Origin of the sequence: Comamonas kerstersii (assembly GCF_008801935.1) — a bacterium.
In the GTDB taxonomy this organism is placed as follows: domain Bacteria; phylum Pseudomonadota; class Gammaproteobacteria; order Burkholderiales; family Burkholderiaceae_C; genus Comamonas; species Comamonas kerstersii.
Window position 1 is genome coordinate 251,115 of sequence record NZ_VZOT01000003.1, and the last position, 14,803, is coordinate 265,917.

At 61.3% G+C, this 14,803-nt stretch carries 12 protein-coding genes; 8 read left to right on the top strand and 4 right to left on the bottom strand.

Annotated elements, in window-relative coordinates; genetic code table 11:
• Window positions 1-21 precede the first annotated feature (21 nt).
• The 8 genes from F7P80_RS06490 (at window position 22) to cobA (ending at window position 11,419) form a co-directional block, all read left to right on the top strand.
• A complete protein-coding gene (locus F7P80_RS06490; protein ID WP_054066987.1) occupies window positions 22-1,272 on the top strand; it encodes a nitrate regulatory protein in 1,251 nt (416 codons plus the stop codon).
• 169 nt (window positions 1,273-1,441) lie between these two features.
• A complete protein-coding gene (locus tag F7P80_RS06495) occupies window positions 1,442-2,719 on the top strand; it encodes a CmpA/NrtA family ABC transporter substrate-binding protein (RefSeq protein ID WP_054066986.1) in 1,278 nt (425 codons plus the stop codon).
• Between the two features lie 11 nt (window positions 2,720-2,730).
• The gene (gene ntrB, locus F7P80_RS06500) at window positions 2,731-3,672 is read left to right on the top strand and encodes a nitrate ABC transporter permease (RefSeq protein ID WP_151043481.1); all 942 of its coding nucleotides are present in this window, start codon (window positions 2,731-2,733) and stop codon (window positions 3,670-3,672) included.
• Window positions 3,669-4,469, top strand: a complete 801-nt coding sequence (locus F7P80_RS06505; protein ID WP_151043483.1) for an ABC transporter ATP-binding protein — start codon at window positions 3,669-3,671, stop codon at window positions 4,467-4,469. The genes ntrB and F7P80_RS06505 overlap by 4 nt, the downstream gene beginning before the upstream one ends.
• Before the next feature lie 314 nt (window positions 4,470-4,783).
• Entirely contained in the window at window positions 4,784-7,276 is a 2,493-nt protein-coding gene (gene nirB, locus F7P80_RS06510) for a nitrite reductase large subunit NirB (RefSeq protein ID WP_151043485.1), read from the top strand.
• 26 nt (window positions 7,277-7,302) lie between these two features.
• Window positions 7,303-7,704, top strand: coding sequence for a nitrite reductase small subunit NirD (gene nirD / locus F7P80_RS06515; protein ID WP_151043486.1), 402 nt, complete (start codon window positions 7,303-7,305; stop codon window positions 7,702-7,704).
• A 27-nt stretch (window positions 7,705-7,731) separates the two neighbouring features.
• On the top strand, window positions 7,732-10,599 hold the full coding sequence (locus F7P80_RS06520) for a nitrate reductase (protein WP_151043488.1): 2,868 nt from the start codon (window positions 7,732-7,734) through the stop codon (window positions 10,597-10,599).
• A 13-nt stretch (window positions 10,600-10,612) separates the two neighbouring features.
• Entirely contained in the window at window positions 10,613-11,419 is an 807-nt protein-coding gene (gene cobA / locus F7P80_RS06525) for a uroporphyrinogen-III C-methyltransferase (RefSeq protein WP_151043490.1), read from the top strand.
• Window positions 11,420-11,502: 83 nt separating this feature from the next.
• Here the strand turns inward: cobA and F7P80_RS06530 are convergent, their stop codons facing one another.
• From F7P80_RS06530 to F7P80_RS06545, 4 genes are all read right to left on the bottom strand, one after another.
• The gene (locus F7P80_RS06530) at window positions 11,503-11,940 is read right to left on the bottom strand and encodes a CBS domain-containing protein (protein ID WP_151043492.1); all 438 of its coding nucleotides are present in this window, start codon (window positions 11,938-11,940) and stop codon (window positions 11,503-11,505) included.
• Between the two features lie 82 nt (window positions 11,941-12,022).
• Window positions 12,023-13,393, bottom strand: a complete 1,371-nt coding sequence (locus F7P80_RS06535) for a uracil-xanthine permease family protein (RefSeq protein WP_151043494.1) — start codon at window positions 13,391-13,393, stop codon at window positions 12,023-12,025.
• A 229-nt stretch (window positions 13,394-13,622) separates the two neighbouring features.
• Window positions 13,623-14,060 carry an N-acetyltransferase gene (locus F7P80_RS06540; RefSeq protein ID WP_054066979.1) on the bottom strand — a complete coding sequence of 146 codons (438 nt, stop codon included), beginning with the start codon at window positions 14,058-14,060 and terminating at the stop codon, window positions 13,623-13,625.
• A 111-nt stretch (window positions 14,061-14,171) separates the two neighbouring features.
• Window positions 14,172-14,774: a DUF938 domain-containing protein gene (locus tag F7P80_RS06545; RefSeq protein ID WP_151043496.1), complete on the bottom strand. Its 603-nt coding sequence runs from the start codon at window positions 14,772-14,774 to the stop codon at window positions 14,172-14,174.
• Window positions 14,775-14,803 lie beyond the last annotated feature (29 nt).

Consider the following 14,803-nt stretch of genomic DNA (forward strand, 5'->3'; position numbering starts at 1 on the left):
TCACCATTCCCAAGCCCCGCCATGGATACTGCCCTGCACTTTCTGACCGCTGCACGCCAGTGTGAAATCAATGAACTGCAACAGCTGCTGCGCACCAGCAGCTTTGTTCGGACACTTGCCGAACTGATCCATGCCCTGCAAAAGGAAAGAGGCCTGTCCAGCATCTGGCTGGCCAGCCAAGGCAGTCGTGCTGCGCAATCCTTGCAGGCGCAGCGTATATCCAGCGATCAGGCCATTGCCACCGTGCGCGACATGCTGCATACGCTCGATGTCTCCAGTCTTTCGGGTGGGCAAGGTGCTCGCCTGTGCAGCGATATTGCCTATGTATTGCAAGGCATTGAGGCGCTGCCTGCGCTGCGCCAGCACGTCACGCAGCAGCGCCTGAGCGTCAACGACTCGACACAAGCCTATGCACGCCTGATTGCAGGCTTGCTGGCGGTCGTGTTTGAAGCCGCAGACAGCGCCACTTACCCCAGCATCTCTCGCCTGCTGGTGGCCATGTTCCACTTCATGCAGGGCAAGGAGCTGGCAGGTCAGGAGCGTGCCACCGGCGCAGCAGCCTTTAGCGCTGGGCGCAGCGACAGCGAGCGCCAGCAGCACTGGCTGCATTTGATTGAGTCGCAGGAACGCTGCTTTCAGGTGTTCGCGGAATGCGCGCCTGCCGATCTGATCCTTGAGTGGAATCAGCTCGTCGTCATGGGCCCTGACCAGATCACCATTGAACGTCTCAGACGGATTGGCTGTACAGCCATAGCCAGCGCGCCACTGCCACGTGATCTCAGCGAAGTGTGGTTTGAAGCATGCACCCACGTCATGGATGGCATGCACCAGATTGAATCGAAACTGGCTCAAACGCTGGTTCAGGAATGTACGGCCCACCTGCACAGTGCGCAGCAAGCGCTGAAGCAGCCAGCCCAGCTCACACAGCCGAGCACAGAAGATGTATGGCCTGAATTCTTTGCCCAAGCCTCCAGGCACTCATGGGATGCACAGCTCACAACCCAGTTCAAAGCCTCCGTGCTACAGGTCGTTCAGGAACAGTCACAACGCCTGCAGACCATGCGCACTGAGCTAGAAGCTGTCCGGCAGGCCCTGAATGAACGCAAAGTCGTGGAACGCGCCAAGGGCATGCTGATGACGCAGCAAAACCTCAGCGAGAGCCAGGCCCACAAGCTGCTTCGCCAGACTGCGATGACACAGAACCGCCGCATTGTGGACGTCGCCCAGTCTGTACTGTCGATGGCTGAACTGCTGAATCTGCGCGAAACATAAACTGGCACGCTTCGTGCATACAGATGCAACGAATCCCGGCCAACGGCGGTCTGGAGACAGTACATCAAGGACAACGGCGTCCCATCCCCTGCTCTGGCAGGCCGGATCGGGACGCCGTTTGTTTTCTACCTCTTATGCGTTCTTAGTTCAGCCTCGAAGGAGCAGTACCATGGCACAACACCCCTCTGCCAACCCCATTGCGCAAACTGCGACCAATCCCTCCCGCCGCCGCTTTCTGAGCCAATCGTCCAGCATGGCTGCTGGCGCCCTGCTCTACACACAGCTGGGCCACCATGGTGCCTGGGCCGCAGGATCTGATGCCCCTGAAAAAAAGGAAGTCAAGATCGGATTCATTCCGCTGACAGACTGCGCCAGCGTCGTCATGGCCTCCGTGCTGGGCTTTGACCAGAAATACGGCGTCAAGATCATTCCCACCAAGGAAGCCAGTTGGGCCGGTGTGCGCGACAAACTCAGCAATGGCGACCTGGACATGGCCCATGTGCTCTATGGTCTGGTCTATGGCCTGCAGCTGGGCGTTGGCGGCGCGAAAAAGGACATGGCCGTTCTGATGACGCTCAACAACAATGGCCAGGCCATCAGCCTCTCCAAGAAACTGGCAGACAAAGGTGCTGTGGATGCCGCCAGCCTGGCCCAGCTCATGGCCAAGGAAAAGCGCGATTACACCTTTGCCCAGACCTTCCCCACCGGCACACACGCCATGTGGCTGTACTACTGGCTGGCCAGCGCAGGCATCAACCCGTTCAAAGATGCGAAGGTCATCACCGTCCCGCCTCCACAGATGGTGGCCAATATGCGCGTGGGCAACATGGATGGCTTCTGCGTGGGCGAACCCTGGAACCACCGCGCCATCATGGACAAGATTGGCATCACCGCAGTGACCTCTCAGGACATCTGGCAGGACCACCCAGAAAAGGTGCTGGGCACCACGGCCGACTTCGTCAAACAGAACCCCAACACCGCGCGCGCCGTGATGATGGCAATTCTCGAAGCCAGTCAGTGGATTGACGCCAGCCTGCAGAACAAGGTCAAGATGGCCGAAACCATTGCCGACAAGTCCTACGTCAACACCAACGTAGACGCCATCAACCAGCGCATTCTGGGCCGCTACCAGAACGGCCTGGGCAAGACCTGGGACGACGCCAACCACATGAAGTTCTTCAACGATGGCAGCGTGAACTTCCCCTATCTGTCGGATGGCATGTGGTTCCTCACCCAGCACAAGCGCTGGGGCTTGCTCAAGGAGCACCCTGACTATCTCGCCGTGGCCCAGCAGATCAACCAGATTGATCTGTACAAGCAGGCGGCCTCACAGCTGAACATTGCCGTGCCCAAGAACGTCATGCGCAGCAGCAAACTCATTGACGGCAAGGTCTGGGACGGCAGCAATCCCGCCCAGTACGCCGACAGCTTTGCCATCAAAGTTTAAGGAGCACTTCCATGGTCAGTGCCGTTTTCCACACCCCAGTGCCTGCTGCATCAAGCGCACCACCTGCGAGCAGCGCCACCCCATCTACGCCCACGCCGGATCACAGCACAAGCGCTGCTGCCCCTGCTACTGCGGCCAGCGCAACACATGCAAAAGCCCCTGTGGCACAGACGGCTCACAAACTCGCCAGCGCAGCTTTTCCGCCTTTGCTGGGTTTTGTGCTGCTGATTGGCATGTGGTCGCTGATTTCCAGCTCCACCGACGGAGCCATCCCTACCCCACTGGCGACCTGGCAGCAGGCCATCACGGTGTTCAGTGATCCGTTCTACCGCAATGGCCCTAATGACCAGGGCATCGGCTGGAATGTGCTGTCTTCACTGCAGCGTGTGGCCATGGGCTTTGGTCTGGCGGCACTGGTCGGCATTCCGCTGGGCTTTGTGATTGGGCGCTTTGCGTTTCTCTCGCGCATGTGCAACCCCATCATTGGCCTGCTGCGCCCTGTCTCCCCCCTGGCCTGGCTGCCCATCGGTCTGCTGGTCTTTCAGGGTGCCAACCCTGCCGCCATCTGGACCATCTTCATCTGCTCCATCTGGCCCATGGTCATCAACACGGCCGTTGGCGTACAGCGCGTACCGCAGGACTACATGAACGTAGCCCGAGTGCTCAACCTCTCCGAATGGAAGATCGCCACCACCATCCTGTTCCCAGCCGTGCTGCCCTATCTGCTGACCGGTGTGCGTCTGGCCGTGGGCACCGCCTGGCTGGTGATCGTGGCAGCCGAGATGCTGACTGGCGGCGTAGGCATTGGCTTCTGGGTCTGGGACGAATGGAACAACCTGAACGTGACCAACATCATCATCGCCATCTTTGTCATCGGCGTAGTCGGTCTGATGCTGGAGTGGGCGCTGGTCAAACTGGCGTCGGCCTTTACATATGAAGAGGTGAAGTCATGAGCGATAAATTCATCGAGATCCAGAACGTCGCACAGACCTTCCAGACCAGCAAGGGCCTGTTCCCTGCGCTGCGCGACATCAACCTCAGCATTACCAAGGGCGAGTTTGTCAGCCTCATCGGCCACTCGGGCTGCGGCAAGTCCACCCTGCTCAACCTGATTGCAGGCCTGACCACACCCACAGCAGGCGTGCTGCTGTGTGCCAATCGTGAAATCAAAGGCCCCGGCCCGGAACGCGCCGTGGTGTTCCAGAACCACTCGCTGCTGCCCTGGCTGACCTGCCACGCCAACGTCTATCTGGCTGTGGAGCGCGTGTTTGACAAGCATGAAAGCAAGGCCCAGCTCAAGGCCCGCACCGATGCGGCCCTGGAACTGGTGGGCCTGAGCCATGCAGCCAGCAAACGTCCCGGTGAAATCTCCGGCGGCATGAAGCAGCGCGTAGGCATTGCCCGTGCGCTGTCCATGGAGCCACAGGTGCTGCTCATGGACGAACCCTTTGGTGCACTGGATGCCCTCACCCGCGCCAAGCTGCAGGATGAGCTGCAGGAAATCGTGGCGCGCACGCAAAGCACCGTCGTCATGGTCACGCATGATGTGGACGAAGCCGTGCTGCTTTCCGACAAGATCGTGATGATGACCAACGGCCCTGCCGCCACCATTGGTGAAGTGCTGCCCGTCCCCCTGCCCCGCCCGCGCGACCGCGTGACTCTGGCGGAGAATGCCGACTACCAGCGTTGCCGCAAGGCCGTGATTGACTTTCTATACGCGCGCCAGAAGCACGTGGAAAAAGCCGCCTGATCACCGCCGCACCACCCAAGCCACCTGCACAGGTGGCTTTTTTCATGCACCGTCTATTGCTGCACGCTCAGCTTGGCGCATGGGCACCATCACGGTGCAACACCCGGCCACGCGCGCCATACTTTCAAGCTCCACCGGTAATGCTCTGGCTGGCACAACTCTTGCAGTAATCAGCTTGCAACCAACGCTGGTTGCAGGGTTGAGGTGCAACGATGGACCAGAACCCAAGACAAAGGCGTCTTTCCTCGCGGCCATGCTGCGCAGGGAATGGCGCCTTTTTTGTTTCCTAGTCCAACACACGCACGAGGGTCGTAATGAAAAAGTTCAAACTGGTCTTGGTTGGTAACGGCATGGCCGGAATCCGCACGCTCGAAGAGCTGCTCAAGATTGCCCCCGAGCACTATGAGATCACCGTCTTCGGTGCCGAACCCCACCCCAACTACAACCGCATCCTGCTCTCACCCGTACTGGCTGGAGAGCAGACGCTGGAAGAAATCGTACTCAACGACTGGAACTGGTACCACGACAACGACATCACGCTGCATGCGGGCTACCAGGTCACGGAAATCAACCGCATCCAGCGCACAGTGACTGCCACAAACAAAGAAGGCCAGACCATCACGGCCGCTTACGACCGCCTGGTGCTGGCCACGGGATCGAACCCTTTCATACTGCCTGTGCCCGGCGCTGATCTGGATGGTGTTATCGGCTACCGCGACATTGCAGACACGCAGGCCATGATTGATGCTGCCGAGCGTTACACACAGGCTGTGGTCATCGGCGGCGGCCTGCTGGGCCTGGAAGCCGCCAACGGACTGAGCAAGCGCGGCATGCAGGTCTCGGTCGTGCATGTGAACGACTGGCTCATGGAACGCCAGTTGGACGACGTCGCCGGCAAGATGCTGCAGCAGTCTCTGCAAGCGCGTGGCCTGAACTTTCTGATGCAGGCCCACACGCAGGAACTGCTGGGTGATGCCAATGGCCGCGTACGCGCCGTGCGCTTCAAGGACGGCCGCGAAGTACCTGCCCAGCTGGTGGTCATGGCCGTAGGCATTCGCCCCAACACCGCACTGGCGCAAAGCGCCCACCTGCATGTGGACCGCGGCATTGTGGTCAGTGACACCATGCAGACCGTAACCGACCCGCGTATCTACGCCGTAGGGGAATGTGCCAACCACCGCGGTATTGCCTATGGCCTGGTTGCTCCCCTGTTCGAGCAGGCCAAGGTGCTGGCCAACCACCTGGCGGAGTGGGGCATTGCGCGCTACACGGGCTCGCTCACTTCCACCAAGCTCAAGGTCACAGGCATAGATCTGTTTTCTGCAGGCAACTTCCAAGGCGATGCAGATACCGAAACCATCGTGCTGCGTGACCCGTTTGCCCCCGGCGGCGGCATCTACAAAAAGCTGGTGCTCAAGGACAACAAGCTGGTGGGCGCCTGCCTGTATGGCGACACCGTCGATGGCAGCTGGTACTTCAAGCTGCTGCGGGAAGGCCGCTCGGTGGCAGACATCCGTGACCGCCTGATCTTTGGTGAATCCAATATCGGTGACAGCGGCCACCAGGGCCACAACAAGGCCTCCAGCATGCAGGACAGTGACGAGGTCTGCGGCTGCAATGGCGTCACCAAGGGCACTATCTGCAAGGCCATCAAGGGAAAAGGGCTGTTCACACTGGAAGACGTGCGCAAGCACACCAAGGCCAGTGCCAGCTGCGGCTCCTGCACGGGGCTGGTTGAACAAATCATCATGTTCACCGCCGGTGGCGACTACTCCGCAGCCCCCAAGACCAAGGCCATCTGCGGCTGCACCAGCCATGGACACCAGGCTGTGCGCGATGCCATTCGTGACCAGCACCTGCTGCGTATCAGCGATGTGTTTGCCGCGCTGGACTGGCAAACCCCCAACGGCTGCCCAACTTGCCGCCCCGCCATCAACTACTACCTGATCTCCACCTGGCCGAAAGAGGCCCAGGATGACCCGCAAAGCCGGCTGATCAACGAGCGCTCCCACGCCAACATCCAGAAAGACGGCACGTATAGCGTGATTCCTCGCATGTGGGCCGGAGAGACCAATGCCGACGAGCTACGCCGCATTGCAGACGTGGTGGACAAGTACCAGATTCCCACCGTTAAAGTCACAGGCGGCCAGCGCGTGGACCTGCTGGGCGTCAAAAAGGAAGATCTGGTGAATGTGTGGCGTGATCTGGGCATGCCCAGCGGCCACGGCTATGCCAAGGCGCTGCGCACCGTCAAGACCTGCGTGGGCAGCGAATGGTGCCGCATGGGCACGCAAGACAGCACCCAGATGGGCAAAGACCTGGAGCACGCCATGTGGCGCATGTATGCCCCGCACAAGGTCAAGTTCGCCGTCAGCGGCTGCCCGCGCAACTGTGCCGAGGCTGGTATCAAGGACGTGGGCATCATCGGCGTAGACAGCGGCTGGGAGATGGTCATTGGCGGCAATGGCGGTATCAAGACCGAGGTGGCCCAGTTCTTCACCAAGCTCAAGACCGCCGAGGAAGTGCTGGAGTACACGGGGGCCTTCATGCAGCTGTACCGCCTGGAAGGCTGGTATCTGGAGCGCACCGTGCACTTCCTGGAGCGCGTGGGCATGGACTATGTGAAGCAGCGCATTCTGGAAGACCACGCCGGACGCAAGGCACTGTGGGAGCAGCTGCAGTTTGCGCTCGATGGCGAGCCTGACCCCTGGTTTGAATTCAGCAAGGCCGCCGTCGATACGCGCCAGTTTGACCGCGTCATTCCCATCCAGGTGGCAGCACCTGCCCCCACCTCTGTGACTGCCTGAACCCACTGCTTGAAAAGGAATTTCCCATGACAACCTGGCAACTGATTTGCGCTGTGGACGACATCCCCGTACTCGGTGCACGCCGTGTAGCACGTGCCCAAGGTCTTGACGTCGCGGTATTTCGCAACGCCAGCCACGAAGTCTTTGCACTGCTGGACCGCTGCCCGCACAAGGGCGGCCCACTCTCCCAGGGCCTGGTGTTTGGCCGCAGTGTGGCCTGCCCGCTGCACAACTGGACGATTGCACTCGACAACGGCCACGCGGCCGCACCTGACGAAGGCTGCACCCCCAGCTTTCAGGTCAAGGTAGAGGAAGGACAGGTCTATCTGGATGCCGAAGAACTCGCCACCGTTGCGCTGGACCTGACGCGCCCCATCGCTGGCCCCGCCCAGCGCTGCACCGGCCAGCGCTGCTCCAGCATGGCCTGACGGCATAGCACCACAAAGGATGCGCCCATGACCTCTACCACAACCCGTTCTACCTGCCCCTACTGCGGTGTCGGCTGCGGCGTGCTGATTGAAAGTGATGGGCAACGCATCACCGGTGTACGTGGCGACCCTGAGCACCCAGCCAACTACGGGCGTCTGTGCACCAAAGGCAGCACGCTGCACCTGAGCAGCGACCCTGTGCTGGCACAGCAGACGCGGCTGCTGCAGCCCATGCAGCGCCTGCAGCGTGGCACTACACCTGAGCCCATCAGCTGGGACAGTGCCATCGAACTTGTTGCCACACGCATGGCCGACATCGTGCGCCAGCATGGTCCGGATGCGGTTGGCATCTACGGCAGCGGCCAGCTGCTGACCGAGGATTACTACGTGTTCAACAAGCTCACCAAAGGGCTGCTGGGCACCAACAATATCGATACCAACTCACGCCTGTGCATGAGCAGCGCTGTGGCGGGCTACAAGAGCACCCTGGGTGCGGATGCACCGCCTGCCTGCTACGAGGATGTGCAGCATGCGCAGTGCCTGTTCATCGTCGGCAGCAATGCTGCCTGGGCCCATCCCGTGCTGTTTCGCCGCATTGAAGATGCACGCGTGGCCAACCCGCAGCTCAAGATCATCGTCGCCGATCCGCGCCGCACTGAGACAGCGGAAATGGCCGACCTGTACCTGCCCCTGCAGCCCGGCACCGATGTGCTGCTGTTTCACGGCATGCTGCACATCATGCTCTGGGAAGGCTGGATAGACCACGACTACATCGCCCAGCACACCACCGGCTTCGCCGACCTGAAGCAGCTGGTTCGCGACGCCACGCCCGAGAAAGTGGCGCGCACCTGCGGCATTGCCCCAGCCGATCTGCACCAGGCCGCACGCTGGTTTGCACTCGGCGGTGATGCAGAGACCGCTGCGCAGCGGCAGCCCACCCTGAGTCTGTACTGCCAGGGCCTGAACCAGAGCAGCCAGGGCACAGCCAAGAATGCGGCACTCATCAACCTGCACCTGGCCACGGGACAAATAGGCCGCGCCGGGGCCGGGCCGTTTTCGCTCACCGGCCAGCCCAATGCCATGGGCGGGCGAGAGGTAGGCGGAATGTCCAACCTGCTCAGCGCGCACCGCGACATGGGCAATCCTGCGCACCGCGCTGAAGTAGCCGCGCACTGGGGCGTGGACGAGGTGCCCGCCACACCCGGCAAGAGCGCTGTCGAAATGTTTGAAGCTGCAGCCCAGGGCCAGATCAAGCTGATGTGGATTGTGTGCACCAACCCCGCCCACAGCATGCCTGACCAGCAACTGGTGCGCCGCGCCCTGGAAGCCGCCGAGCTGGTCATCGTGCAGGACGCTTTTGCCACCACCGCCACGGCAGGCTTTGCAGACCTACTGCTGCCTGCCACGACCTGGGGGGAAAAACTCGGTACCGTCACCAATAGCGAACGCCGTATCTCCCGCGTACGTGCTGCCCTGCCCCCGCTCGGTGAAGCACGCCACGACTGGCAGATTGCCGTGCAGATTGCCCAGCGCCTCGAAGCCTTGCTGCGCCCCGGCCAGCCCACGCTCTTCCCCTATGACACAGAGCAGCCCGCTGCCGGTGCACAAGCCATCTGGGAAGAACACCGCGAAAGCACCCGTGGCCGTGATCTGGACATTACCGGCCTGTCCTGGGAACTGCTGGAACAGCGTGGCCCACAGCAATGGCCCTACCCCGCCGGGGCCACACAGGGACAGCCTCGTCTGTATGCCAACGGTATCTTTCCCACACCCGATGGCCGTGCGCGCTTTGCAGCCCAGGCTTACCAGCCCGTAGCAGAAGCCCGCAGCGCACACCACCCATTCAGCCTGACCACGGGCCGCCTGCGCGACCACTGGCATGGCATGAGCCGTACCGGCCAGGTGGCACGCCTGTTTGCCCATGTGCCTGAGCCACAGCTGCACATGCACCCGCAGGACATGGAACGCCGCCGTCTGCAGACAGGCCAGCTGGTACGCATCGAAAGCCGCTATGGCACGCTGATTGCCCCCGTGCAGGCCGATGCCACACTGGGCCTGTCCCAGCTCTACCTGCCCATGCACTGGGGCAGCGAATATCTGAGTGGTCATGACGCACAGGGGCAGCCTGTTGCTGGCGTCAATCAGCTGACCGCCCCTGTGTTCTGCGCCCAGTCCAAACAGCCTGAACTCAAACATGTCCCTGTGCGCGTGGACGCGGTCACTCTGCCCTGGCAAATGGTGGCTGCGGCGTGGCTGCCTGCCGATGAAGTGCTGGCCGTGCGCCAGCAACTGGCCGCACTGATGCCCGCTTTTGCCTTTGCCAGCTGCGTGCCTTTTGGCAGTGCAGGCACTTTGCAGGACGCAGCCGCAGCGCGCAGCGGTGTGCTGCTGCGTGCAGCCAGCGACCGTGCACCAGATGCCGCGCTGCTGCAGCGGCTGGCACACCTGCTGCATCTGGAAGGCGACAACCTGCTGCACTATGCAGACCCACACCGCAGCCACAGCCGCACACTGCTGCTGCGCCGTGGCGAGCAGGCCGCCATCCATCTGGAGGCCATGCTGCTGTGCGGGGATGCCAGCGCTGCCACCTCCTTGCTGCCACTGCTGCAGGCCCAGCAAGCCCTGCCCTTCACCAGCCAGCAACTGCTGCACCCCGATATGCAGGCAGCGCCTGCAGCAGTTGCACGCCAGGTGGTCTGCAGCTGCTGGGGGGTGGATGCCACAGCCATCCGTGCGCAGCTCTCTGTCTGCCATGGCAGCGACACCGACCGCCTGCACCAGCTGCAAGACCAGCTACGCTGCGGCACGCAATGTGGCTCCTGCCTGCCCACATTGCGCCAGCTGGTGCAGCAGACACCGGCGGCAGTGCGAGTACCTGAGACAGCACCACTTTGAGCAAGGAAACACCATGACGCACGCATTGCTCCCCCCGTCTGCTGGCAGCTGCACCTTGGTTGGTGCAGGCCCTGGCGACCCTGAACTGCTCACCATCAAGGCGCTCAAGGCCATTCAGCGCGCCACCGTGCTGCTGGTCGATGACCTGGTCTCTCCCGCCATCGTGGCACTGGCCGATCCCGGCACCCGCATCATCCATGTCGGCAAGCGCGGCGGCTGCCAGAGCACGTCGCAGGCCTTTATCGAAAAACTCATGCTGCAAGCCGTCAGAGAGGGAGAGCATGTCGTCCGCCTCAAAGGGGGCGACCCGTTTGTCTTTGGCCGTGGAGGGGAAGAAGTCGAGCACCTGCGTGCAGCCGGGGTGCAAGTTGAAGTCATCAACGGCATCACTGCGGGGCTGGCTGGGCTGACCAGCCTGGGTGCACCACTCACCCACCGTGACCGCGCCCATGGCGTGCTCTTTATCACCGGCCATCCCAAACCTGGGGGAGCGTCGCCCGACTGGCAGCAGATTGCGGCAACAGCACAGGCCGCCAAACTCACGCTGGTGATCTACATGGGCGTCGCAGTGGCTGCGCAGATTGCCCAGGAGCTACAGGCCGGAGGTCTTGCGCACAGCACGCCCGCAGCCATCATTCAGCACGCCAGCCTGCCCCAGCAGCGCCACGCCATCACCACACTGCAGGCACTGGCACAGACCATGGCAGATCACCAGCTCGGCAGCCCCAGCATTCTGGTGATTGGCGATGTGGTGCGTGGCGTGGCCAGCGTGCAGCACAGTGCGCTGAACGGAGCAGACGCCTTGCGTGCTGTGGGGTGAGCGCAGTTTTTTATTTTGATAGCTGCCAGCGCTTATACATCAAGCGCTGGCAGCCATTTTTATGCTTAAAGTTTCAGCAACCCTCAGCGACCGCCGGTGATGTAATGCTCCAGCTGCTCAATCACAAACTGCTGCTGGAAGATGATGCTTTTGACCAGATCACCAATCGAGATCAGCCCCAGCAGCTTGCCGTCATCCACCACCGGCAGGTGGCGCAGGCGCTTGCGGGTCATCAGCTCCATGCATTCCTCGCTGGTCTGGCTGGGCTGCACAAACAGCACGGCTCGCGTCATCACATCGCGCACCGGGGTGTCCACGGAAGCCCGGCCCATCAGGGCAATCTTGCGGGCATAGTCGCGCTCCGTGAAGATGCCGACGATGGACTCGCCCTCCATCACCAGCAGCGCGCCGATGTCCTTGTCGGACATCAGGCGCAAGGCGTCATACACCGTGGCCGTGGGTGCAATGCGGATCACCGTGGACACAGCTTTGGACTTCAGAATCTCAGCAACAGTGGTCATGGCCAGCTCCAATCCATACAGGAGCTGCCATTCAAGCCCATCTGCTGGCGTGCAACAAGCGGGCTTGCACGCACTGCGGCAGTCAGTCGCTGACTGATTCGGCAGCTGCCTTCGCTGCAGACTTGGGCAGGATCAGATTCAGCACCATGGCGGCCATGGCACCCAGTGTCACAGCAGAGCCCATCAGGTACTGCAGCATGGAGGGCAAAGTCTTCACCCAGGCCTCAGGGGCCAGCGTGGCAAAGAACGAAAAGATGATGGGAATGCCTACCACCAGCATGGCACGCTCCGTGAGCTGCACATGGCGCAGGATGCGAATGCCTGCCATGGCAATGGTGATACAGACCACAGCAAACACGCCACCAATCACCGGCGAGGGAATGGCTGCAATCAGGGCCGAAAACTTACCCAGAAAGCCCATGGCGGCCATCAGCACACCCGCTGTAATAAACACCATGCGGCTGGCCACGCCTGTGATGGAGATCATGCCTGCATTCGTTGAGTAGCCCGTCACGGGTGTGGCCCCCACCAGCGCAGCCAGACCGCAGCTCAGGCCCTCGCCCACTGCGCCCCGGTCAATATTGCGGTCACTCAGGGGCTGCTCAATCACGGCAGAAACCGCAAACCAGGTGCCCGTAGTCTCGGCAATCACCACCATGTAGATCACGACAAAGGTGGCAATCGCTGGCAGGGAAAACGTCAGGCCATAGTTCACAAACGCCAGATTGGGCAGAGTCAGCCAGGGTGCATCCGCAATGCTTTGCCAGCTGAACAGCCCCAGACCCCAGGCCAGCAAAGTGCCGCCTGCCAACGCAATGACCACGGAAGACAGGCGCATCCACAAGCCAAAGCGATTTTGAAACCGCAGGCCCAGCATCATGGCAATCACCAGGAGCGTGGCAGACGCCGCGCCCAGCCCGATGGACTGGTCCAGATTCATGCTGCCATGCACCGTAAAGATATTGGCTTTGAGCGCAATCGGCAGCAGCGACAGGCCCACAATCAGGATGATGGTGCCACCCACAATCGGCGGAACCAGCCAGCGCACCACGCGGTGAAACACGCCCAGCGCCCCCAGTGCAATCACCACCAGCGCGCCCGGTATCAGCGCACCAAACACCGTGCTCAAACCGGCATAGCCACCGCCTGCACCCACAGCCACCGCCAGCACTGCACCCAGCGGAATATACGAAGGCCCTTGCGCCACGGGCATCTTCATGCACAGCGCCGTCTGGATGATGGTGGCCAGGCCTGCAGCCAGAAAGGTGGACTGGATCAGCGCTGCGGCCTCGCCATGCGACAGCGCCAGCGCTGCCCCAATGATGAAAGGCACCACATACACATCCATGGCCATGACGTGCTGCAGACCCAGCAGCAGCGCCTTCGGCAGGGAAACTTTGTCTTCAGGGCGGGCGATCAACTGCCCTTCGTAGCGTTCTTCGGTGGCACTCATGCGGCTTTGCAAGCGCTTGCTTTCTGGGCAAGCCTGATTGGATATATGAAGTGCCATATAGGCACCATGCAAAGCGGCGTATTGTCTGAGGATTACCCCGCTGGCCCGCTTTCCTCTGAGTGATGGCTCATCACCATTGAGGGATGTTGCAAGGCAGCACTGCCAAATCCCGCATAAACCGCTAGCACCCCCATCTCCACCCATGAGGGCAATCAGTACAGCGCTGCCCTTACGGCAAGTGGCTGCCGCGCCAGTGCATGGACAGCTGCACCTGGCCCGTGGCTTCATCCACGCTTTCTGCCCCATCAACCCAGCCATGGGCGCGGTAGAACGCCCGGCTGGCATGGTTGTCACGGTAGACCTGCAGCTCCAGCTGCGGGCGCTGGGCTTTGGCGTGCTGCATGAGGGCTGCACCCACGCCCTGCCCCTGCTGCTGCGGGGCCACAAAAATCGCGGCCAGCTGGTCTTCCACCAGTGCGTAAAAGCCCAGCACCTGCCCTGCATCCTCATAGACCCAGACCTGTGCAAACGGCAGATACACCGTGCGCATGGCTGGCAGCTGCTCCTGCCAGAACTGCGCAGGCACAAAGTCATGGGCGCGCACGGAGGCATCCAGCCAGATGCGCAGCACGGCTTCCATGTCTGAAGCGGTAAAAGGGCGAATCATGCGGATGGCACTCCCAGAACACGCACAGGGTGGCAATCACACGCCACCCTTAAAACCTATAAATTCATAGCTACCAGCGCTTGCTACATAAGCGCTAGAGGCCAATTTTGCTTAAATTTTCTGAAACACCAGCGTACGATTGTTCGCGGGCATGGCATGGTCTGCCTGCAGCTGCAAGCCATGCTGCGCAGCCAGCGCCACCACGGCTTCAAAGTCCCGAATGCCACTGGCCGCATCACGACCCTTGAGCCATGCATCAAAAGCGCGGTTGCTCTCGCTGGTGAACGTGCCGCTGTAGTTAAACGGTCCATAGGCGGCAAACACACCGCCCGCAGGCAGGTTCTGCCCCAGCAGCGCAAACAAACGCTCTACCAAGGGCCACGCCACAATGTGCAGCGTATTGCTGGTGAAAGCCGCATCAAACGCACCTGCATTTGTTTGCGGCCAATCGCTGCACGCCAAATCGAGTGCCACTGGCAGCCGCAAATTGGGCGCAGGAAAGTCTGCATGCCACGCCGCAATAACTGCATGCAGCACGGGCAACTCACTGGTTTGCCAAACCAAATGCGGCAAGCGCGGCGCAAAGTACACGCTGTGCTGGCCGGTGCCAGAGCCAATTTCCAGCACATGCTGGCGGTCTGCAAACGCATGCTGCAGCACCTCCAAAATCGGGGCTTGGTTGTTTTCGCAAGACTGCGCAAAGGGACGTGTCATGCCAGCCATCATGGCATGCATACCGCCCT